Annotated in this window: 23 protein-coding genes; 4 read left to right on the forward strand and 19 right to left on the reverse strand. The window is 73.3% G+C overall.

Features of this window, described 5'->3' with window-relative positions:
• Positions 1–9 precede the first annotated feature (9 nt).
• From NLX94_RS36330 to NLX94_RS36390, 13 genes are all read right to left on the reverse strand, one after another.
• Positions 10–801: an MBL fold metallo-hydrolase gene (locus NLX94_RS36330; protein ID WP_254387537.1), complete on the reverse strand. Its 792-nt coding sequence runs from the start codon at positions 799–801 to the stop codon at positions 10–12.
• Between the two features lie 103 nt (positions 802–904).
• Positions 905–1,627 (reverse strand): 4'-phosphopantetheinyl transferase superfamily protein, encoded by a 723-nt coding sequence (locus tag NLX94_RS36335; RefSeq protein ID WP_254387538.1) that lies wholly within the window; start codon positions 1,625–1,627, stop codon positions 905–907.
• The gene (locus NLX94_RS36340; RefSeq protein ID WP_254387539.1) at positions 1,624–2,493 is read right to left on the reverse strand and encodes a hypothetical protein; all 870 of its coding nucleotides are present in this window, start codon (positions 2,491–2,493) and stop codon (positions 1,624–1,626) included. The genes NLX94_RS36335 and NLX94_RS36340 overlap by 4 nt, the downstream gene beginning before the upstream one ends.
• Positions 2,480–2,725 carry an acyl carrier protein gene (locus tag NLX94_RS36345; RefSeq protein WP_254387540.1) on the reverse strand — a complete coding sequence of 82 codons (246 nt, stop codon included), beginning with the start codon at positions 2,723–2,725 and terminating at the stop codon, positions 2,480–2,482. The genes NLX94_RS36340 and NLX94_RS36345 overlap by 14 nt, the downstream gene beginning before the upstream one ends.
• A complete protein-coding gene (locus NLX94_RS36350) occupies positions 2,722–3,612 on the reverse strand; it encodes a diiron oxygenase (RefSeq protein WP_254387541.1) in 891 nt (296 codons plus the stop codon). The genes NLX94_RS36345 and NLX94_RS36350 overlap by 4 nt, the downstream gene beginning before the upstream one ends.
• A gap of 17 nt (positions 3,613–3,629) precedes the next feature.
• The gene (locus NLX94_RS36355; RefSeq protein ID WP_254387542.1) at positions 3,630–4,721 is read right to left on the reverse strand and encodes a hypothetical protein; all 1,092 of its coding nucleotides are present in this window, start codon (positions 4,719–4,721) and stop codon (positions 3,630–3,632) included.
• A complete protein-coding gene (locus NLX94_RS36360; protein ID WP_254387543.1) occupies positions 4,718–6,346 on the reverse strand; it encodes an AMP-binding protein in 1,629 nt (542 codons plus the stop codon). The genes NLX94_RS36355 and NLX94_RS36360 overlap by 4 nt, the downstream gene beginning before the upstream one ends.
• Positions 6,343–6,906 carry an L-2-amino-thiazoline-4-carboxylic acid hydrolase gene (locus NLX94_RS36365; RefSeq protein WP_254387544.1) on the reverse strand — a complete coding sequence of 188 codons (564 nt, stop codon included), beginning with the start codon at positions 6,904–6,906 and terminating at the stop codon, positions 6,343–6,345. Before NLX94_RS36365 ends, NLX94_RS36360 begins: the two co-directional genes overlap by 4 nt.
• Before the next feature lie 58 nt (positions 6,907–6,964).
• Positions 6,965–8,230 (reverse strand): beta-ketoacyl-[acyl-carrier-protein] synthase family protein, encoded by a 1,266-nt coding sequence (locus tag NLX94_RS36370; RefSeq protein WP_254387545.1) that lies wholly within the window; start codon positions 8,228–8,230, stop codon positions 6,965–6,967.
• On the reverse strand, positions 8,227–8,817 hold the full coding sequence (locus tag NLX94_RS36375; protein WP_254387546.1) for a beta-ketoacyl synthase chain length factor: 591 nt from the start codon (positions 8,815–8,817) through the stop codon (positions 8,227–8,229). Before NLX94_RS36375 ends, NLX94_RS36370 begins: the two co-directional genes overlap by 4 nt.
• Positions 8,814–9,962, reverse strand: a complete 1,149-nt coding sequence (locus NLX94_RS36380) for a beta-ketoacyl synthase N-terminal-like domain-containing protein (protein WP_254387547.1) — start codon at positions 9,960–9,962, stop codon at positions 8,814–8,816. The genes NLX94_RS36375 and NLX94_RS36380 overlap by 4 nt, the downstream gene beginning before the upstream one ends.
• Positions 9,959–10,222 carry an acyl carrier protein gene (locus NLX94_RS36385; protein ID WP_254387548.1) on the reverse strand — a complete coding sequence of 88 codons (264 nt, stop codon included), beginning with the start codon at positions 10,220–10,222 and terminating at the stop codon, positions 9,959–9,961. Before NLX94_RS36385 ends, NLX94_RS36380 begins: the two co-directional genes overlap by 4 nt.
• Positions 10,219–10,491, reverse strand: coding sequence for an acyl carrier protein (locus NLX94_RS36390; RefSeq protein WP_254387549.1), 273 nt, complete (start codon positions 10,489–10,491; stop codon positions 10,219–10,221). The genes NLX94_RS36385 and NLX94_RS36390 overlap by 4 nt, the downstream gene beginning before the upstream one ends.
• A 75-nt stretch (positions 10,492–10,566) precedes the next feature.
• Between NLX94_RS36390 and NLX94_RS39520 the strand changes: the two genes are divergently transcribed.
• Positions 10,567–11,214: a 4'-phosphopantetheinyl transferase superfamily protein gene (locus tag NLX94_RS39520; RefSeq protein WP_254387550.1), complete on the forward strand. Its 648-nt coding sequence runs from the start codon at positions 10,567–10,569 to the stop codon at positions 11,212–11,214.
• Between the two features lie 275 nt (positions 11,215–11,489).
• Here NLX94_RS39520 and NLX94_RS36400 read toward each other — a convergent pair whose 3' ends face one another.
• Positions 11,490–12,941, reverse strand: a complete 1,452-nt coding sequence (locus tag NLX94_RS36400) for an AMP-binding protein (protein ID WP_254387551.1) — start codon at positions 12,939–12,941, stop codon at positions 11,490–11,492.
• Positions 12,942–13,345: 404 nt separating this feature from the next.
• Here NLX94_RS36400 and pabB point away from each other — a divergent pair, with 404 nt between their 5' ends.
• Together pabB and NLX94_RS36410 are read left to right on the forward strand one after the other, a co-directional pair.
• Positions 13,346–15,523, forward strand: a complete 2,178-nt coding sequence (gene pabB, locus NLX94_RS36405) for an aminodeoxychorismate synthase component I (protein ID WP_254387552.1) — start codon at positions 13,346–13,348, stop codon at positions 15,521–15,523.
• Complete coding sequence (locus NLX94_RS36410; RefSeq protein ID WP_254387553.1) at positions 15,520–16,356, forward strand: aminotransferase class IV; 837 nt, start codon at positions 15,520–15,522, stop codon at positions 16,354–16,356. The genes pabB and NLX94_RS36410 overlap by 4 nt, the downstream gene beginning before the upstream one ends.
• A 72-nt stretch (positions 16,357–16,428) precedes the next feature.
• On the opposite strand, the gene NLX94_RS36415 is transcribed toward NLX94_RS36410, so the two are convergent.
• Positions 16,429–17,256, reverse strand: a complete 828-nt coding sequence (locus tag NLX94_RS36415) for an AfsR/SARP family transcriptional regulator (protein WP_254387554.1) — start codon at positions 17,254–17,256, stop codon at positions 16,429–16,431.
• 172 nt (positions 17,257–17,428) lie between these two features.
• The gene (locus NLX94_RS36420) at positions 17,429–18,166 is read right to left on the reverse strand and encodes a helix-turn-helix domain-containing protein (protein WP_254387555.1); all 738 of its coding nucleotides are present in this window, start codon (positions 18,164–18,166) and stop codon (positions 17,429–17,431) included.
• Between the two features lie 222 nt (positions 18,167–18,388).
• On the opposite strand from NLX94_RS36420, the gene NLX94_RS36425 reads away from it, so the two are divergent.
• Positions 18,389–19,060, forward strand: coding sequence for a DUF4097 family beta strand repeat-containing protein (locus tag NLX94_RS36425; RefSeq protein ID WP_254387556.1), 672 nt, complete (start codon positions 18,389–18,391; stop codon positions 19,058–19,060).
• Positions 19,061–19,158: 98 nt separating this feature from the next.
• Here the strand turns inward: NLX94_RS36425 and NLX94_RS36430 are convergent, their stop codons facing one another.
• The 3 genes from NLX94_RS36430 to NLX94_RS36440 all read right to left on the reverse strand — a co-directional run.
• Positions 19,159–19,902 (reverse strand): class I SAM-dependent methyltransferase, encoded by a 744-nt coding sequence (locus tag NLX94_RS36430; RefSeq protein WP_254387557.1) that lies wholly within the window; start codon positions 19,900–19,902, stop codon positions 19,159–19,161.
• A gap of 195 nt (positions 19,903–20,097) precedes the next feature.
• The gene (locus NLX94_RS36435) at positions 20,098–20,742 is read right to left on the reverse strand and encodes a hemerythrin domain-containing protein (protein ID WP_254387558.1); all 645 of its coding nucleotides are present in this window, start codon (positions 20,740–20,742) and stop codon (positions 20,098–20,100) included.
• A 114-nt stretch (positions 20,743–20,856) separates the two neighbouring features.
• Positions 20,857–21,219: methyltransferase (locus NLX94_RS36440; protein ID WP_302171442.1), on the reverse strand; the 363-nt coding region annotated here is incomplete at its 5' end.

The raw sequence follows: 21,219 nt of genomic DNA on the forward strand, positions 1-21,219 counted from the left end.
ATCCGCGGATCAGAGCGCGAAGCCGGTGCCCGCCTCGGGAGCGAGCAGCCGCCCGGCCGCACCGGCCTTCTCGAAGGCGGCGCTGACGGTGGCCTGACCCTCCGTGAAGTGCTGCCAGCCGTCCTGGTGCACGGCGAGCACCTTGCGGGCACCCAGCAGCTCCGCCACCTCCACCGCCTGCTCCGAGGTCAGCGAGAGCAGCGTCGGGCCGAACGGGGCGAGCTGCGCCGCGCCCACGTGCAGCACCGCCAGGTCCACGCCGGCCCCGCCGAGGCGCTCCGCCAGGGCCTTCACCGGCTCCAGGGAGACGTTGTCACCGCTGACGTACACCGTCGGCAGGCCCTCGCCGCTGAGCAGGAAGCCGGTGACGGCGCCGAGCATCTGCTCGGTCCCGGCCGGTCCGTGCTGCGCGGGGACCGCGGTGACCGTGAGGCGGCCGCCGTCCGGGCGCTCCAGTACGTGCTCGGCCCACGGCGCCAGCCCGGTGCCGCCGACGCGCTCCGCGGACTGCTCGGTGGTGAGCACCAGGGCGACCTCCTTCAGGAAGGCGCGCCCGGCCCCGTCGAGGTTGTCGGGGTGCTGGTCGTGCGACAGCAGGACGGCCGCGACCGGGCCCAGCTGGTCGGGGGTGAGCGCCGGTCCGGCCACCTTGTGCAGGGCGACCGGGCCCAGCTCGTAGGAGGAACCGGCGGTGTCGAAGGTCGGGTCCGTCACGAACCGCAGCCCGCCCAGGTCGATGACCGCGGTGGGGCCGCCCACCACGGTGACGGCGAGCTGTCCTGCGGTGTTCTCTGACGTCATGGAACTGCTCCTTGTAAAGGTGAGAAGCGGGACTCTGCAACGTGGGGGGGAATCGGGAGGGGGGAATCGGGAGGGGGAAGGAGGAGGCAGCAGCGGCGGCCCGTCAGCCGGGTTCCACCACCACCAGGCCCCCGGTGAATCCCCGCGGCAGCCGCAGCGGGTGCCAGCGGTGGCCGACGTCCTGGTCCGGAGCCCCGGCCAGCGAGCGCACTCCGGTGCCCACGGCCTTCACGTACGCCTCCCGCCTGGTCCAGACGTCCAGCCACAGCAGGTCCCCGGCCAGGCCCGAGGCCAGGCCGAGGCGGGCGCGTTCGGCGGGGGAGAACAGCCGCCGGGCCAGCTCCCCGGCGCGGGGGACCGTACGGACCTCCTCGAGGTCCACGCCGATCCGGGTCCCGGGCGCGAGCCCGGTGCCCACGGCGACGCAGACCACACCGGCGGCGTGCGCGATGCTCACGTCCACCCCCGGGGCGTCCGTCACCCAGGGCCGCCCGGCCCGGTCCACGGCGAGGCCCACGCGGGCGGGCGGCCGCCCGAGCAGCCGCCCCAGCACGTCGCGCAGGACGAACCGGGCCAGGACGAACTCGGCCCGGCCCAGTGGATCGGAGACGGCCTCGTAGCGGGCCCGTTCGTGCGGGGGCAGCGCGGCGGCCGCCAGCTCCGCCACCGCGCCGTCCGCCAGCCCGCGCCCATCGGCCCACCAGGCGCGCACGACACCGGGGCGCGCGCCGGCCCGGCCGGCCGCGGCGAAGCGGCCCGCCGGGGCGACCCGCCCCGCCGCGGCGGCCACGGCGGCCGGCGCCGGCTCCAATCCGCTGCGGGTCACGGCCGGCCGGCCGCCAGTACCCGGTCGGCGAGCTCGTCCTCGGTCAGGCCGAAGTGCGAGGTGAGGGCGCTGATCCAGCGCTCCAGGCCGAAGGCCACGCAACCGGTGAAGGCGGGCTCGCCGTCCGCGGTGCGGATGTCGCAGCGCTCGCCGAAGAAGTTGCGGTGGAAGTTGAGCGAGCCGATGGCCAGCGAGCCGTCGAAGACGAACTCCTCCTTCACCGGGAAGAGCTGGGCCATCAGTGCGCGTCCCGCGCTCGCGTCGAAGAACGGGTCGCTGGCGGCCTCGATCCCGACCGGCAGCCCGAGCTCCGCCAGATAGCCCGTGATCTTCTTCCGGAACAGCTCCAGGTGGGCCAGGACCTCGTCCCGCCCGCCGACGCACACGATCTCCCGCATGCTGAAGCCCAGCAGCCGGCGCAGCGCGTCGTAGTGCGTCTCGCGGCGGAAGCAGGTGGCGACGGTGGTCACCTTGTGGGGACCCTCCAGCGTGCGGCCCGCCAGGTCCAGGTAGACGTTGTAGCAGGCCGCCGAGGGCAGCGCGTACGAGGCCTCCGTGAGGTGCCCGGCGGGGAGCGAGGGCTCCCGAGGTCCGCCCGTCGCGTACTCGGGAGCGGCCTCCTCCGTCAGGGCCGCTCCCAGGATCGCCAGCTGCGGGAAGTTCTGGAAGTAGTCCAGCCGGTGCAGGTCCTCGACCCGCATCAGGGGCGGGTACTGCACCGCGTCCGCGCCGACCTCGGCCGCCCAGCCGGTGAACACCCCTTCCAGCGCGGCCCGCAGCCGCAGCGCGCCCGGCCCGAGGGTGGCGAGGCCTCCGCGCGTCGAGGGGCTGCGCAGCGCCTCGGTGACCGGGCTACTCGGACTCATGGAAGAACCTCTTTCGAATCGAGTTGATCGTACGGAAATCCGACGGGGTTACGTTCTCCATCAAGATCTCTTCGCCCGTCTGTTCTTCCAGTACGTAGAGGAAGTTGACGAAGCCGAGGGAGTCGAGGATGCGGTTCTCGACCAGGTCGAGCTCCGGATCGATCGAGGTCAGGTCCGGCCGCTTGGTCAGCAGGTACTGGATCACGGCGTCGAAGCCGGTCACGGTGCTCATGAGCGCGGCAGAACGTCGTCGGTGAAGATGCCCTCGTTCACGAGGAAGCTCATCGAGCGCTTGAGCATCTTGCGCTCCAGCTCGTGGAAGGCCGGGTCGGCCAGCACCTCGGTGCGCACCTGGTACGGGTTGGGGATGCCCGCGTCCCTGAAGGCCGCCGGGTTCACCAGACCGTCGACGGACTTGCGCAGGTACCGCTTGAGGTACAGCTCCAGCTCGGCCAGCTCCTCCGTGCTCAGCTTCTCCCGCAGCTGGCGGTGCAGGTGCGAGACGATCTGCCGGCCGAAGGCGACGTGCCGGGACTCGTCCTGGTGGTGGATCGCGTTGATCTTGCGGATCGTGGGGTGCAGCCGGTCGTCGTCGCCCATCCGCTTGTTGAAGAAGTCGACGACCTCTTCGAAGAGCAGCAGCCGCGCGAAGACGAGGAAGTGGGCCGACTCGCCCTCGGACTTCATCTCCAGCTGGACGCCCTTGTCCGGGTAGACCTTGCCGCCGTACAGCAGGCAGAACCGGGCGAAGAACCACATGTGGGCGTTCTCCTCGCCGATCATGTGGTGGAAGTACTCCGAGGAGAGGGCGAAGTCCTTCGTGTGGATCCGCGCGATGATCTCGGTGATCAGCTCACGGATGCCGTCGACGTTCAGGCTGTAGAAGTTGACGCTCTCCCACTTGCTGATCGCCCACTTCTGCTCCTCGGTGAACGACTCGGCCACCTTGGTCCCGTGGATGGACAGCAGCTCCGGGGACATCCAGTACTGGTCCTCCGGCAGCGTGTCCGGCCAGTCGAACATCGTGTACGGGTCGTAGTGGTCGCGCTCGGACATCGACACGAGCCGGTCGAGTATGGACTGCAGCTGCTCGTCGGCCTGCAGCACGGGCGTGCTCATCGGATCCTTTTCCTCTCTCAGTTGCCGGAGCCGTTGGCGGCCACGGCGCTCTCGCGCGGAGCGGGCTGCTCCGCCGAGAGCTGGATGTCCGTCTGGTGGCGCGGGTGGGCGAACAGGCCGTCGCGGCGGTAGCCGTTCACCGGTTCGTCCGCGTGGTGTTCCGTGGGCAGCAGCCGGTTCAGCAGCGAGCCCGTGAAGGCCCCGGCGATCTCCGGGTGCGGGGCCTCGGCGTGGTGGTCGGCCAGGATCACGAAGGCCGGGTCCACGTTCTTGACCAGGCCGTCCTCGTCCACGACCTCCAGCCACGAATGGGCGAGGTCGAGCATCCCCATGATCCAGCCGCGCCGGGTACGGGCCTCGAAGCCGGCCTCCCGGCACCGCTCGGCCAGCTCCAGGCAGACCGAGATGCAGGGGGCGTAGCCCTGGGCCAGCACCTCGTCCTTGCGCCACTGGAGTTCCTCGGGCATCCGGCCCCAGCGGAACCGGTCGGGCCCGTACGAGGTCACGATCGCGCGCAGCTCCTCCGAGACGATCTCCCGGCGTTCCCCGGAGGTCACGAGCACCCCGGAGGCGGTGAGCCCGGCGGTGCCGCTCGCGGTGATGTCCTTCTCCCCGAGCAAGGCTCCCTCGGGCCCGATTGACAGGGACTCCGTCCAGCCGCCGCTGAGCTCCGGGTGCGGCGTGGCCAGGTTCCAGTCGGTGCGCTCCGGTTCGCCCGGGCCGTGGGCGGCCGGCGGGGTCAGCGCGACCGAGTAGTTCCAGCGCTGCGGCCGGAACAGGGTCCGCGGATCGGCGTGCATCCAGCGCAGGGCGTAGCGCATCGTCTTCTCGGGGACGGAGGTCCCGGAGCCGGAGTAGAGCGCGAGGTTCACCAGGTCGAAGCGGTCGAAGCGCTCGGCCCCCGGTGTCCCGCCGTGCGGCAGGCCCGCGCGCAGCAGCTCGTCGAGGATGTCCGGCCCGCACTGGAGCAGTTCGAGCGCGGCCTCCCGCTCCACCCACTCGTCGCGCAGCTCCGGCGGGATCACCAGCAGGTCGCGGAGGGATTCGAGCCAGCCCTCAAGGCCGCGCGGAGCGGTGGGGCGGGTCCACGGTTTGGCTTCGATGGTCATGCACGGCTCCCGGAGGACGTCAGGTGGGTGGGGGCGACCGCCGAGAACGCGGCGCGCAGCGCCGCCTTGTCGGGCTTTCCGTACGAGGCCGTGGGGATGTCCGGGACGAACTCGAACCGCCCGGGCACGTGCGCCGCGCCCAGGGCCCCGCGCACCGAGGCGCGCAGCTCCTCCACGAGGCCGGGCCGGCCGGTCTCCGGCGGGTCCTCCCGGGGGACACAGACGGCGACCAGGGCCTCGCCCGTGACCGGGTCGGGCACGCCGATGACGGCGGCGCGCAGGACGCCCGGATGGGCCGCCAGCACGTTCTCCACGGCCTGCGGATAGCAGTTGGTCCCGTCCACGATGACCAGGTCCTTGGCCCGCCCGGTCAGGTAGAGGTAGCCGTCCTCGTCGATCACCCCGAGGTCGCCGGTGCTCAGCCAGCCGTCCCGCAGGACTTCCCCGCTCAGGTCGGGCCGCTGCCAGTAGCCCGCCATCACCGTGGGTCCGGACACCTCGACCGCTCCTTCCGTACGGGGCCCCAGCGCGCGGCCGTCCCCGTCCGTGACCCGGAGGGACACCCCGGGCACCGCGCGGCCGACCGAGCCGAACAGCTCGGGCCGGGACGCGGCGGCCGCCGCGTGGTCCTCGGGAGCCAGGCTGGTGATCGCGATGGCCTCGGTCAGGGCGTAGCTCTGCCGCAGCCGGGGGCCGAGGCTGCGGACCGCCTGGGCGAGCCGGTGCGGGGTCACGGGCGCACTGCCGTAGCTGACGGCCGCGAGCCCGGAGAGGTCGGTCTCCGCCAGGCCGGGGTGGTCCAGCAGCCGGTACAGGTACGGCGGGTAGAGGTACGTGGTGACCGGCCGGCCCTCCGCGGAGGCCTCGGCGATCCGCGCCAGCAGCGCCTCCGGGTCGAACTCGTCGAACAGCTCGACGCTCACGTGGTGGCGCAGCAGGCCGCAGGCGATCGCGCCCGCGGCGTGCGCCATCGGGGTCATGGCCAGGAACCGCAGCCCCGGCGGCGGGGCCGCGCCCGCCCAGGCGCCGGCCGCCGCGGCCAGCGCGCCGAAGGTGTACACGACCCCCTTGGGCAGGCCGGTGGTTCCGCCGGTGTACAGCACCCGGGCGACATCGTCCTCCCGGGCCGCCACCGGCAGGGGCGCGTCCGAGCGGGCGGCGGCCGCCGCGAGCAGGTCGGTCACGTCCGGGTCCTCGACCGGGCCGAGCCCGAACAGCAGCTTCACCCCGGCGGCGCGGGCGAGTTCCGCCATGCGGGGCCCCGGCAGGATCGGCCCGGCGCAGGCGAGGATCACGGCGGCGGGGGCGGCGTCGCGCAGGATGTGCGCGGCGACCTGCTCGCCGCCGGCCGCGTACACCGGGGTGTAGCTGATGCCGAGCAGGTGCGAGGCCAGGCCCACCGCCGACATCTCGATCGGGTTGGCGGCCAGCAGGACCAGCCGGTCCCCGCGGCCCAGCCCCGCGTCCCGCAGGACCCGGGCCGTGCGGTAGGCCAGCGAGAGCAGGCCGGCGAAGGTCATGGACCGCTCGCCGTGGATCAGCGCGGTGCGCTCGGCGCGGGCGGCGAACTGCTCGACGGCGCTGGTGACGTACGCGGCGGGGGCGCCGGAATCGGGCGCGGTCACGGGGTCTCCTTCCCGGGGGCGGTGGTGGCGGTGGTCGTGGTCGCGGTCGTCGTGGTCGTACGGAAGCGGCAGGCGGAGCCGCCGGTGCGCAGGCACTCCACGCGGTGATCGCTGACCTGCGTCTTCAACCCCTCGAACCAGCCCGCGCGCATCTGCGGGCACGGGCACTCGTACCCCTCCAGCGTTCCGGCGCGCGCGAGCATCTCCAGGGCGAAGTTGCGGGTGACCGCCGTCTCGAAGGACTCCTCGCCGCTGACCTTGTTGGAGGCCTCCACGGCGTCCCCGGTCATCAGCTCCGAGATGCCGGTCAGCGCTCCGGCCAGCTCGGCGGCGGAGAGCCCCGGGCCCAGCCCCTCGTCCCGCGCGTAGGCGGCGGCGATCCGCCGGGTGACGAACTGCATGGCCTCCGCGTTCACCTCGTTCGCCGCGTCCTGGCCGAACCGCCGCGCGACCCCCTGGTACCAGCGGGCGTCGTGCAGCCACCAGAACTGGCGCAGCAGGTCGGCGGAGGGCTCGCCGGGGTCTGCCGGTCCGGGCGCCTGGGAGGCGGAACTGGTCACGGTGTCCTCGTCCTTCGGATCGGAGAGCGGATGGGAGGGGAGAGCGGGCGGCAGCGGTTCAGACCGCCTCCGGGGCCCGGCCGAGCACGAGGCTCACGTTGTGGCCGCCGAAGGCGAAGGAGTTGGAGACGGCGGCCTCGGGCGCCGCCGCCCGGGGAGCGCCGCGTACGTGGTCGAGCGCGCACTCCGGGTCCGGCCGGTCGAGGTTGGCCGTCGCCGGGAGGCTCCGGTGGTGCAGGGCGAGTACGGTCGCCGCCGCCTCCACCGCGCCCGCCGCGCCCAGCAGATGGCCGATGGCGCCCTTCACCGAGCTGACCGGGGGCCCGTCCTCGCCGAACACCGAGCGGATGGCCCGCGCCTCGGCCAGGTCACCGGCCTTGGTGGCGGTCCCGTGGGCGTTGACGTAGCCGATGTCCCGGGGAGCCAGCCCCGCGTCCGCCAGCGCGCGCCGCATGGCGTCCGCCGCGCCCGCGCCGTCGGGCCGCGGCGAGGTCGGGTGGTGGGCGTCGCTGGTCGCGCCCCACCCCAGCACCCGCCCGTAGGCGTGCGCCGAGCGGGCGCGGGCGTGCGCGGCCCGCTCCAGGACGAGGATCCCGGCGCCCTCGGCCAGTACGAAGCCGCTCCGGTCCAGGTCGAACGGGCGGCTGGCCGCCGCCGGATCACCCGTCCCGGCGCGGGCCAGCGCCCGGGCGTTGCCGAAGGAGGTGGCCACGGAGGGGGCGAGCGCGGTGTCGGTGCCCCCGCAGACCACCACGTCGGCGGTGCCCTCGCGGATCAGCCGCAGCCCCTCGGCCACCGACATCGCCCCCGCCGCGCAGGCCGTGGCGATGGAGCTGCTGAGTCCGCGCACGCCGTGGCGCATCGCGATCCGGGCCGCCGCCATGTTGGGAAGCATCCCGGGAAGCAGGTACGGGCTGACCGCGGCCCGGCCCCGGGAGGCGCGGCCCACGGCCTGCTCCTCGTACGTGGCGAGCCCGCCGGCGCCGGTGGAGACCACCACCGCCACCCGGTCCGCAGCCACGTCCCGGCCCACCGTCAGCTTGGCGTCGCCGAGGGCCTCGTCCGCTGCGGCCAGCGCCATCAGCACGAACCGGTCGACCGACCGGGCCTCGGTGCGCGGCACCAGGTCCAGGGCGGAGATCTCGGGGGCCACCCCGGCCACGTCGGCGCCGGTCGCGGCCCACACCTCGCCCTCCAGCCGGCGCAGCCCGGAGCGCTGCGCCGCGAGCCCGTCCACGAAGGCAGGTACGCCGGTCCCCAGCGGGGTGACCAGCCCGATCCCGGTGACCCAGACGTCGTACTGCTCCCGGAGCCCGCTCCTCACGACCCCTCCCCGGCAGCCGGTGCCGCGGGCCGTACGAGCAGGGCGCGGGCGTTCGCGGGGGCGCCGTCCGGGCCCACCTGCTCCACGAGCAGCAGCAGCGCCTCGCCGGCGTCCCCGCCCTCGGCCAGGAAGCGGGAGACGTCCAGGGCCTCGCCCAGCGGATCGGCGGTCGCCGCGTCGGGGCTGAAGCAGATCACCGGACCGGCGAGCCCCCAGCGCCTGGCGATGTGCCCGACCACCGCGTTGGGCACGGACTGGAAGAACAGCAGGGGCGCCGCGGGCCGGCCGGCGTCCACGGCGGCCGCGGTCGCCGTGTGGGTCTCCAGGTCGCCGCCCCGGGAGGCCAGCACGATCGCCGTGCGCCCGGCCCGTCGTACGAGCTCCTGCGACTGGGCCGCGCCCGGAGTCCCGTACACCTGCTCCAGGCAGCGGTCGGCGGCGGCCGAGGCCATCGGGCTGAAGGAGGAGACGGCGAAGCCGGCCAGCGGCGCCGGCAGCCCGGGGTCGCCCGGGGCGGGCCAGACGCCCTCCGCGAGGACCTCCACGGCTGCCGCGTACTCGGGCGAAAGGGTGGGGGACAGGGTCATGGCGCGCTCACCACCAATGCGGTGTTGGCCCCGCCGAAAGCGGCGTTCAGGCTGAGGACGTGCCGGGGGGAGACCCGGCGGGGCCCGCCGAGGACCAGGTCCAGGCGGCAGTCTTCGTCGGGGCCCGAGTGGTTCGCGTTCACGGGGAGTTCCCCGCTGCGCAGCACCAGCAGGGCGACGGCGAGTTCGAGCATTCCGGAGGCCTCCAGGGCGTGCCCGTGGAGGGACTTCGTGGAGCTCACCGGGGTGCTGTCGACGGCCTCCCCGAGGGCGAGCCGCAGGGCTGCGCTCTCCGAGGAGTCGTTGGCGGGCGTGCCGGTGCCGTGGGCGTTGACGTAGCCGATGTCCGCGGGCGCCAGCCCGGCCCGGTCCAGCGCGGCGGTGATCGCCCGCGCCATGCCCAGCCCCTCGGGGTGCGGCCGGCACACGTGGTGGGCGTCGCCGGCCAGGCCCCAGCCGGACAGGACGGCGAGCGGCCGGGCACCGCGCGCGGCGGCGGCCTCCGCGGACTCCAGGACCACCGCGCCGACGCCGTCGCCGAGCAGCAGGCCCTTGCGGCCGGCGCTGAAGGAGCGCAGGACGCCGTCCGGGGCGAGCGCCCGGCCGGCGGAGAACAGCGCGAAGTTGTCCTCGTCCACGAGGTAGCCCGCGGAGACGACCACGCGGTCCTCCCGGCCGGTGCGGATCCGTACGGCGGCCTCGGAGACCGCCGTGCTGGCGGCGACACAGGCGTTGGTGTAGGTCCGGGCCGCGCCGAGCAGCGCGCAGGCCCGCGCCAGCGCGGCCGCGGTCTCCGAGATCGCGGACTTGCCCTGGACGGACAGCGGTCCGCGGGCCACCGCCGGATCGGTGTGCCGGCCCAGCAGCAGCGGCGCCTGCGCCCGCTCCGCCGGAGACAGCCCGGCCTGCTCGCAGGCCTCCTCCACGACCCGGCGCAGCTCCTCGTCCAGGTCGGGCGAGCCCGGCAGTACGGCGGCCACGCCCGTGCGGTACCGGTCCGTGGCGAACCGCCCGACCGGTCCGAACGCCGCCCGGGAGGCGGCCAGTCCCCGCCCGAGGGCCTCTTCGCCGCGGCCGAAGGCGCTGGTGACGCCGAGCCCGGTGATGACGACCGTGCGGGCGGCCGTCCGGTCGGCCGCGGTCACGAACTCCTCCCGCCCGGCGCGGGCGCGGCCAGGGCGCCCGCCAGCACCGCCACGGCGCCGTCGACCGTGTCCATGGCCTCCAGCTCCTCGTCGAGGTCGATCCGGATGCCGTACCGCTCCTCGACCACGTGCACCAGCCAGGCCAGCTGCAGCGAGTCGATCCGCTCGCCCACCTCGTCCGGGGCGCACTCGTCGTGCTGGGCCAGCAGGGCGATCACCTCCGGGCGGCCGGGGGCGGGGGCGGGGGACGGGCCGCTCACGCCGAGCCGGCCGGGGCCGCGACCTGGGTCCGGCGCTGCTCGACCTGGGCGGTGAACTCGCCGATGGTCAGGGTCTGCAGGGCCTCGACGTCCTCGTCGGTGAACTTGACCCCGTACTCCTCCTCGACCTGCATGACGAGTTCGGCGATGGTCAGCGACTCCAGCTCCAGGCCGTCGTCGCCGATGGGGGTGGCGTCCGTGACCCCGGCCGTGTCGAGGTTCATGGTTTCGAGGGTGTTCACTACGAATGCGCGCACAGGGGTGCTCATGAACGGGCTCCTTGTATCAGTGTTCGTACGGGTGTTCAGGACGTGGCCGGACACCGGGGACGAGTGGGGGTGTCGGTGTCCCGTGTAGAGGTGTGGCTCGCGGTCCCGGTCGGTGACCAGCGCAAGCACGCGCACGCGCTGCTGCGGCGGGCCGCGGCGGCGGTACTGGGCGTCGGGCCCGAGGGCCTGGCCGTGGCCCGGGAGCCGGGCGGACGGCCCTACGTGGTGTCACGGCCCGGCGCCCGGGAGCGCGGGCCGCGGTCGCCCCTCCGGGTGAACGTGAGCGTGAGCCACACCCGCGGGCTGACCGCGGTCGCGGTCTGCACCGGCGGGGACGTGGGCGTGGACGTGGAGCCGGCCCGCGAACTCCCGGCGGTGGCCCTCGCCCGGCGCTGGTTCGGCGAGGAGGACGTCCGCTGGATCGAGGGCCACGCACCCGACCTGCGGGCCCGGGCCCTGCTGTGGGTCTGGACGCACAAGGAGGCACTGGGCAAGGCGCTCGGCACCGGACTGGCCGGCGGAGGCCGGCTGCGACCGGTTCCGCTGCCCGCCCGCGGCCTGCCGCCGGAGCCCGCGGGACCCGCTGCGACGCTGCGCGAGATCTTCCCCGGTTCCGGCGTGACCAGCGCCGTCCCCGGAGGCCCCGAGGGCTACGTCCTGTGCGTGGCGGGCGGCCCGGGCACCGAGGGCACCCCGGTGTCGGTCACCCAGGTGGACGGCTGAACTCCCGCTCTGCGCCGAGGCGGTGCCGCGCGACCCCCCGGAGCTTCCGCAAGGCGCTACCGGGTCCGCGCACGGCCTGACGGCCCTCCCGTGCGGCCCGGCGGGCTCTTGGTGCGGCGTGGCGGGCCGTGCGTGCGCTGCCACCGGCTTCCCGTGCGGCCTGGCGGACTTCCCGTGCGGCGCGACCGCGATCCCGGGCGTCCCGGCGGGCCGTGCGTGCGCTGCCACCGGCATCCCGGCCGGCCCGGCGGTGTTCCCGTGCTGTTCCATCGGGCTCACACCCGTTCCACGGCGGCAGCCGGCTGCGCGGCAGCCCGGAGCGCGGCCGGGTCCCGTACCGGCTTGCCGGTGGTGGTCCGGGGGAGGGCGGCCAGGGCGTGGATGCGGCGCGGCAGCTTGAAGCCGGCCACCCGCTCGGCGAGCAGGCCCTCCACGGCCCGCGCCGTGGTCTCCCCGTCGAGGACGGCGTAGGCCTCGATGGCCCCGTCGTGGACCACCACCGCCTCCCGTACGCCGGGCAGTTCGGACAGGGTCCACTCGACCTCGGTGAGGTCGACCTTGAGCCCGCCCACCGACACCTGGGAGTCCAGCCGGCCCAGCACGGCGAGCAGACCGGTCTCCGGGTCGAGCGTCGCGGCGTCGCGGGTGCGCAGCCAGCCGTCCGCCCAGCGGTCCGGGACGGCCGGACCGAGGTACGGGCCGGCCGGCCGCCGTACGAGGAGTTCGCCGTCCACGACCTTCGCCTCGATCCCCGGAGCCGTGCGCCCCGTGGCCGGCCGCGAGGCCCCGGACAGGTCGGCCGCGAGCACGCCCGTCTCCGTCATCCCGTATACCTCGCCCAGCGGTACGCCGTACCGCGCGGCGAAGGCCTCGGCGACCCCGGGCCGGACCGGCTCGCCGGCGGATATCGCCCCGACGAGCTGCGGCAGCGGCGGGGGAGCGGAGACGGAGGCCAGCAGCTGCGCGTGGAACGGCACGCCCGTGATCACGGTCGGCGCGGTCCGCGCGGCCACGGCGGCGAGGATGCCGTCGGCGCTCATCCGCTCCGGCAGCACGATCTCGACCCCCGCGTGCAGGCTGTGCAGCACCCCCGCCATCAACCCCATCGCGTGGATCAGGGAGTTGAGGACCACGATGCGCGCGCCCCGCCGGGGCATGCCGGGGATCAGGGTGTAGCGCAGGACCTCGGCGACGAGATCCGAGGCCGTCCGCCCGATCACCTTGGCGGGGCCGGTGGAACCGGAGCTGAGCTGGACGAGCGCGTGCCCGCTCGCGGCCGGACGCCCGCCGGGATACGGCTCGGTCACCGTGTCGACCGCGTGGAAGCCGCGCAGGACCCCGAGCCGCACCGGCCCGGCGGGCCGGACGAGGAACTGGGGAGCCGTGCGGCGCAGCGCCCGCTCGCTCTCGTGGGCGGTCAGCCGGTGGTCGAGCAGGATCACCTGGGCCCCGGTCCGCCAGGCGGCCAGCAGATGGGTGAGCAGCGCGAGCGAGGGGGGCAGCTGCAGGGCCACCGTTCCGCCGCTGCGCAGTCCGGCCTCCGCCAGCTCCGTGCGGCGGGCCCCGACCGCGCGGCGGAAACCGTCGCGATCCAGCCGTTCACCGATGTGCACCGCGGGCTCGGATCCGTCGTGGCAGGTGTGCAGGAGGAGCTCGTCGACCCAGATTCCGTCGTGCTGATCCGGATCGACCGTCCCGGGCCCGGGGCCCCCGAAATCGCTGATCACGAACAAACATCTCCCCGTCGCACTGCCCCGTTGCGCTACCGAATAGCCCTGACTGGCTCGGCAGTTCCGCATAATAGAAACGACCCCTCAGGGACTGTCAAGCGTCATATGAAAAGCGCGACAGCATTCTTGCGGAATTGCGAATTCCTACTCGCGGGTTGCCTTGTGGGGCCGGTTGTGCGGTGCGGAAATGGTTGACTGAACAGGGACTCCCTGTAGGGTCTGCCCGTGTTGAACGGGGAGATCAATCATTCCCCGATTTCCCTCGCAGGGAATCGGGACGGGACCGGCATCCATCGAGGCGATCTTTCCCGGGCTGCATCGTCCGTCCGGAATTCAGTCATCAGATCTTTCTATCGGATCCGGCTGTCGAATCCGTCCCTCCATGACCTCATGAGGTGAGCATGCGCACTCTCCTGGTGGATAATTACGACTCCTTCACCTTCAATCTGTTCCACCTCCTGGCGGAGGCCAACGGGCAGGAGCCCGTCGTCATCCGCAACGACGAGCCGGGGTGGAGAATCAGCCACCTGGAGGGGTTCGACAACGTCGTCCTGTCTCCCGGACCCGGCACCCCGGAGCGCCCGGAGGACTTCGGCATCTGCACCGAGATCGTCCGCGCGGCGGACCGCCCGGTCCTCGGCGTGTGCCTCGGCCACCAGGGCATAGCCCACCTGGGCGGCGGCTCCGTCCGGCGGGCCCCCGAGCCCCGGCACGGCCGGGTCTCCCCGGTCGAGCACTCCGGGACGGACCTCTTCGCCGGGATCCCCTCGCCCTTCGACGTCGTGCGCTACCACTCCCTCACCGTGGCCGACCTGCCCGAGGACGTCTTCGAGGCCACCGCCTGGGCGCCGGGCGGCATCCTCATGGGCCTGCGCCACCGCGAACGCCCGCTGTGGGGAGTGCAGTTCCACCCGGAGTCCATCAGCAGCGAGCACGGACTGCTGATGATGCGCAACTTCCGCGAACTCACCACCCGCTGGCAGGAGGAGCACCCCGCCGCCCGGCCCCTCGCACCGGCCGCGCCCCCGGCCGCACCCGCCCGCCCCGCCCCGGCCCGGCACCTGCGCGTCCTCACCGAGCGGCTGCCCACCGACTGGGACCCCGAGATCGTCTTCGACGAGCTGCTGCGCGGCGGGAACCACCCCTTCTGGCTCGACAGCAGCCGCAGCGACGGCGCCACGGGCCGCTTCTCCGTCATGGGGGACGCCTCGGGCGACCTGGCCCGCGTGGCCACGGCCGACGTCGCGGCCGGCACGGTCACCGTCGTCTCCGAGCGGGACGGCGTCCGCAGCGCGCAGACCGCCGAGCGCCCCTTCTTCGACTGGATCGACGAGGACCTGAAGTCCCTGCGCGTGGAGCTGCCCGAGCGCTCCGAGAACCCCTGCAACTTCGCCCTCGGCTGGGTCGGGTACCTCGGCTACGAACTCAAGGCGCAGTGCGGGGCCGGTCCCGTCGTCCACCGCTCGCGGCAGCCCGACGCCACGATGGTGTTCGCCGCCCGCGCCCTGGCCTTCGACCACCTGACCGGCACCACGCACCTGCTGGCCCTGGCCCCCGCGGACCCCGCCGCGGACGATGCCGAGGCGCTCGCCCAGGGCGCCTCCGCCCGCGCCTGGCTGCGCACCACCGCCGGGCGGCTGCGCGCCCTCGCCGGCCGGACCGCCGACACCGACGTGCCCGCGCAGCCCCTGGACGCAGGCGACCTGAGCCTGCGGCACGACCGGGACGCCTACCTGGAGCGCATCCGGCGCAGCCAGGAGGACATCGCCGCCGGCGAGACCTACGAGGTCTGCCTCACCAACGAACTGCACAGCGAGGCGAAGGTGGACCCCTGGGAGGGGTACCGCTTCCTGCGCCGCACCAGCCCGGCGCCCTTCGCCTCGCTGCTCCTCTTCGGTGACCTCGCCGTCCTCAGCACCTCGCCGGAGCGGTTCCTGCGCGTCACCGCCGAGGGGCTGGCCGAGTCCAAGCCGATCAAGGGCACCCGGCCGCGCGGCGCCACCCCGGAGGAGGACGAGGCGCTGCGGACCGATCTGCGGACCAACGAGAAGGACCGCTCCGAGAACCTGATGATCGTCGACCTGGTCCGCAACGACCTCGGCCGGTGCGCGGAGGTCGGCTCGGTCCACGTGCCCAAGCTGTTCGACGTGGAGACCTTCGCCACGGTCCACCAGCTCGTCAGCACCGTACGGGCCACCCTGCGCCCCGGAGTGAGCGCGGTGGAATGCGTGCGCACGGCCTTCCCGGGCGGTTCCATGACGGGCGCCCCCAAGATCCGTACCATGCAGATCATCGACGAACTGGAGGAGGGCCCGCGCGGTGTGTACTCCGGAGCGATCGGCTACTTCTCCCTGTGCGGCGGCGCCGACCTCAGCATCGTCATCCGCACCGCCGTCGTGACCGAGGAGGGCATCCGCTACGGAGTCGGCGGCGCCATCGTCGCGCTCTCCGACCCCGCCGACGAGTTCGAGGAAACCATCACCAAGACCACCCCGCTGCTCCGCCTCCTCGGCAGGGGCTTCCCCGGCCGGGACGGGGCGGACGGGCCGGCGGACGCCGAGCCCCTGGTGTCCCGTTGACCGCGCCGGGCCGCGCCGACCGCCTCTTCGCGCTCACCGCGTACGGGGCCCTGCGCGAGGTCCCCGCGCCGGAGGCCCCGGGCACGCTCCTCGCCGCGGACTCCTGGCTGGTCGCCGACGGCCGGGTCCGCGCCCTGGCCCGGCACCGCAGCCGGTTCACCGAGACCTGCGCCGAGAGCGCGGCCCTGCCCGCCGCGCTCCTGGACACCTTCTGGACCGCCATGGCTGCCCTGCTGCCCCGGGAGGAGGGCCACTGGTTCCCGCGCGTCGAGCTGGAGACCGCCTCCGCGGACGCCTCCCCGGACACGGTGCTGCCCGGCGGCCACCGGCTGCTGTACCGGCCGCGCCCCGCCCCCGCGCTCTCCACGACGTCCCGGGTCTGGGGACTGGCCGTCTGCGACCCGCGCCGGACGCCCCGTCACAAGGGGCCGGACCTGGGCACCCTGGCCGCGGTCCGCTCCCGGGCCGCGGCCGCGGACGCCGACGAGGCGCTCCTGGTCACCGCGGACGGGGTGGTGCTCGAAGCGGCCAACTCCTCGCTCCTGTGGTGGGAGGAGGACGTCCTGTGCCATCCGCCCGCCGAGCTCCCCGTCCTCCCCGGGGTCACCGCCTCGCTGCTGCTCGAGCGGGCGGCGCGCACGGGAGTGACCGTACGGCCCGTCCGGCGCAGGCTGTCCGCGCTCGCCGGACGCGAGGTCTGGGTGGTCAACGCCCTCCACGGGCTGCGCCCCGTCACCGCCTGGACGGGAGGCTCCCTCCCGGTCGGCGCCCCGCGGCACGCCGCGGCGTGGCAGAGCTGGCTGGACGGCCTGCGCAGCCCGCTCCCGGCCTGAGCCCGGCCCGGGTGAACCGCCGCCGGCCCGTGGGCCCCGGCGGCGGTTCACCCTTCCCCTTCGGCTCACCGGCTATTCGGCCGCCGCGATCGGCTGCAGCCGGCGCGGGATCGTCGAGCCGGCCGGATCGGTCCGGGCCAGATCCCCGGAGAGCACGGCCTGGTGCAGCTGCTGGAGCGGAGCGGACGGCTCCAGCCCCAGTTCGCGTACGAGGGAGGCCCGCAGCTTCTGGTAGGCCTCCAGGGCGCGCCAGCCCCCGCCCGAGCGGTGCAGGGCGCGCATCAGCTGCCCGCAGAAACCCTCGTGGAGGGGGTGGCGGGCCACCAGCACCCGCAGTTCGGGGATCACCTCGGCGCAGCGGCCGAGCCGGATGTCGGCCTCGATGCGCCGCTCCAGGGCGGCCGCGCGCTGCTCGTTGAGCTGGAGCACCTCCAGTTCGAGGATCGCCCCCGCGCGTACGTCGACCAGCGCCGGGCCCTGCCACAGCGCGAGCGAACGGCCCAGCAGGTCGGAGGCGGCACGGTAGTCGCCGATGTCGTAGGCGGCCCGGCCCTGCACCGCGAGCCGCTCGAACTCATGGGCGTCGACCTGCCCCGGAGGCACCTGGAGCAGGTAGCCGCCGAAGCAGGTGACGAGGACCTGCTTGGCGTCGAGCGCCGGGTCCCGCCCCAACGCGGCGCCGATCTTCCGGCGTAACTGGAGGATGTAGGTCTGCAGCGTGGTGGTGGCACTGCGGGGAATCTCCTCGCCCCAGATCTCCTCCATCAGCGTCGGCACGGTCACGACCCGCCCGGTGTGCAGGGCGAGCAGGGCCAGCAACTGCCGGGGCTTCGTCGCGGTCGGAACCACCGAGACGCCGCGCTCCTGGGCAGTGAGCGACCCCAGTACTTTGATCTCCATGTGTGCGCTCTCCCTCATCGGGCCGGCCCGGCCCGGAGCAGCCGGTCCAGCGAACTCCCACTGGTCAGGTGGACGTAGCGGCCGGGGTCCTTGCACGACATAACCGGTGCATGTCAGCACGGGCCGCTAAAGCGCCGATGAGGCGGCAGGCCGGGCGGACCCGGCCGCTCCCCTACGGTCGCGGCCCCTCCGCGGGCGGCACGGGCTTCGTGTGGAGGACTTCGCGGGCCTGTTCCGCGGCGCGGGTTATGCCCTCGCTGACGAAGTCGACGAAGCGGGCGATGTTCTCGAGGCGGGTGGCGGCCGGGGTGCCGGGGCCGAGCACACCGACGCCCTGCCGCGCCGTTTCCACGAGCACGGCGTGGGCGCGGGCGCTGGCGATCATCCCCTGGTACCAGACGTCGTCGTCGACGACGTAGCGCTCGCGGCGGCCCTCGTCCGGTTCCCGGCGGACGAGGGACTGGCCTTCGAGGAACGTGATGGCCTTGGAGACGGACGCCGGACTGACCTGGAGCCGCCGGACGAGCTCGGACGCGGTGAGACTGCCCGCGTCGGTGGTGTAGAGGGCGGCCAGCACCCGGGCCGTCATCTTGGACAGGCCCGACTGCATGAAGATGCCGGCGAAGGTCTCCTCGTACGCGCGCACCGCCTCGGCATCGCGCCCGTCGGCCTGCGGGGACGTCTGCGGCCCGCGCGGCGCGGCCTGCCTGCTCCGGTGGGCGCGGCGTTCCGTGGCGCGGTGGGCCAGATCGGAACGGTAGGAGGCCGGACCGCCGTTGCGCATCACCTCGCGCGTGACCGTCGAGGTCGGGCGGTCGAGGCGCCGGGCGATCTCCGCGTAGGCGAGGCCGTCGGCCAGCCCCAGCGCGATCTGCTGGCGCTCCTGCTGGGTGAGTCTGCCTCCCGGCACCGTTCTCTCCTTCTGTAGACGCTCCCAGCATAGCGTTCACTCCCGGTTCATTGCAACGGGAGATCGCCTTCCGTTGCGTTGAATCTCATTCCATTGCAACGAAAACTCTCACTTGACCTGCGTAAATGCCGATCTCATGCAACGAGTATGTTGCCTGATCCTGGAATGCAACGTAGCTTTTCTATTGTCGGAAACAAACAGCGAAGCGCACAGGAGAGAACGATGCAGACCTTCACCACCACCGCCCCGATCGCCACCGTCCTCGACGTCCCCGCCGGCCGGATCCGCCTCATCGCCGCCGACCGGACCGACACCACCGTCGAGGTCCTGCCCGCGGACGCCTCGAAGGGCCGCGACGTGAAGACGGCGGAGCAGACGACGGTCGCCTACGCCGACGGCGTCCTGCGCATCGAGGTTCCCGAGGCGAAGAACGGACTCCTCGGCGCCACCGGATCCATCGAGGTCACCGTCCAGCTCCCGGCCGGCTCCCGCGTCGAGGCCGGCACGGCCGCCTGCGAGTTCCGGGGCGTCGGACGGCTCGGGGACGTCGTCTTCGAGGGCGCGCAGGGCACGGTCGAGCTCGACGAGACCGCGAGCGCCCGCCTCACCCTCCAGGCCGGCGACATCTCGGTCGGCCGCCTGGGCGGCCCCGCGGAGATCAGCACCCAGCAGGGCGACATCGCCGTCGCCGAGGCCGTGCACGGCACGGTCGTGCTGCGCACCGAGTCCGGCAACGTCTCGGTCGGCGCCGCCGCCGGATCCTCGGCCTCCCTGGACGCCGGCACCTCCTACGGCCGGATCCACAACGCGCTCACCAGCACCGCGGGAGCAGCCGCCCGGCTCGACATCCACGCGACCACCTCGTACGGCGACATCACCGCCCGAAGCCTCTGACCGCCGGCGACGCGCACATGCCGCAGCTGCCGCCGCTCACACGACCGCCCCGCCCCGCCATGGAATGGCGAAGCGGGGCGGTCGTGCGAGTCCCGTGATCAGGCGCGGCAGCGCAGCATCTCCAGCGGGGGGTTCTCGGCGAGGTTCGCCCAGTGCTCCGCACCGAACTCGCGCAGGCCGGCCTCCGACACCGTGATCGGGGTCCAGGTGAGCCCGCTGAACCCGGCCGCCTTCAGGGAGTTCTCGTAGACCTCGCGGCGCGGGAAGTTCGCGATGAACGAGACCGGCGGGTCGAGCAGCGCCGTGGTCCGCACCTTGAACCCGGTCTCGACCTCCTCACCGGTGAGTTCGGTGCGGAAGCCGTACTTCTCCGGGGTCGGCCCGTCGAAGCGGTAGTCCGGCGACTGGTTGATGAGGAAGAGCTCGGCGCCCGGCTTCAGGCTCCGGTGGATGTTGCGGCACATCCGCTCCGTGGTGGCGATGTCCGAGGCGTAGTTGAGGAGCTGGACGGCCAGCCCGACGTCGAAGGGCTCCTCGAAGGACCGCAGCTCGGCCGCGTCGCCCACCTCGTAGCGCACACCCAGGGGGTCGCGCTCCTCGATCGCCTGCGCCACGGAGACCAGCTCGCCGGAGATGTCGATCCCGAGCACCTCGGCCGCGCCGCGACGCTTGAGCTCACGGCTGTAGAAGCCGGTGCCCGAAGCCACGTCGAGCACCGACTTGCCCGTCACGTCCCCGACCAGGGCCAGGAATCCGGGCACGATCGCCCACTGCTCCAGCGGAAGGGCCTTGAACCCCTCGTACGCCTCACCGATCTTGTCGTACTGCTCCTGTGCACTCATGGTGCCGTCCTCCCCGTTGTCTTTCACCGTGCAACAGGGCCCGGCTCCGCCCATGACCGCGGCGGACCAGGCCCTCTGACCGGCAGTCTCTCCCAAACGGACAGGCTGTCGGCCTTGGTGAAACCCACGAAAACGGACGTTCCCTCCCGGCCTCCCACACAGCCGGGCGTCATTGAATTCGGTCGGGGAGGACGGTCAGTTGGCCCAGGATCCCCTGGCCTGGTACGCCGGAGTCCACATGGTCTTCATGACCAGGCGCAGCGGAGCGGGCATGACGGAGCTGACCTTGTCCACGTTCTCCTGCGTCGCCTCGTCGAGCACCCAGGGGAAGAACTCCGCGGCGCCCTTGAAGCCGAGGCTGTCGCGCTGGTCGGCGATGAAGGCCTTCCAGTCCTTTTCGGTGAGGGCTTCCTGGATGTAGGGGAGGCCGTCCTTCTCCTCGTGGGCGAGGTGGGTTTCGAGGGAATCGCCGAGGAGGGTGACGGCCTCCGCGAGCTCGTCCGTCTGGGGCTGGCCGTCAGCAACAGCAGCCTCGATCCGGGCGAGCAGGGGGTCGATCTGCTCGTGTTCGGCTTCGAGCTCCGCGAGGACGGAGAGCGCTTCGGGGCGGTTGGCGAAGCCCTTGGCCATGCGGGGCCACAGGTCGCGGTCCTCGCCCTCGTGGTGGATGAGGAGCTGGGTCTTGAAGATCTCCCAGCCCGTCAGTACCCGCTTGCGTGCGGTCGGGTCCTCGAGGGAGCGGCCGGCCACGGCCTTCTCCAGACGCCGGATGTCACGCCGGAAGGCGTCGTGGCTGACCAGCATGATCGTGAGGTCGACGTAGTCCTTGTTCTTGGCCATGGTCGTCTCTCCTTTCGACTCCGGTCGACGATCCGCTCGGGCCGCCGAAATAATTCGTTAGCTAGCTACGTTAATCAGTATCGCGATGGCCGACTGCGCTGTCAACCAAGGGAGTCAGGCGGTCTTGCGGCCGATGACGGCGGTGGCGTGGCCGGGGAGTTCGAAGGTGTCTTCGATGGTGAGTCCGGCTTCTTCCATCCAGGAGCGGCATTCGGTGGGGGTGTACTCGTTGCCGGCGGGGGACTGGAGCATCATCGTGAGGCTGAGGAGGAGGGTGTCGGTGCTGGTGCGGTCGTCGTTGACCATGGGGTCGTAGACGATGACGGTTCCACCGACCGGGACCCGGCTGGCTGCCTGGGCGATGAGGCTCTTGCGGGCCTCGACGGGGCAGTCGTGGAGAACGTTGCCGAAGATGACGACGTCGGCGGAGGGGATGTCGGTGTCGTAGAAGTCGCCGCCGTGGAAGCTGATCCGGTC

The sequence above is a fragment of the Streptomyces sp. TBY4 genome (assembly GCF_024213195.1).
GTDB lineage: Bacteria > Actinomycetota > Actinomycetes > Streptomycetales > Streptomycetaceae > Streptomyces.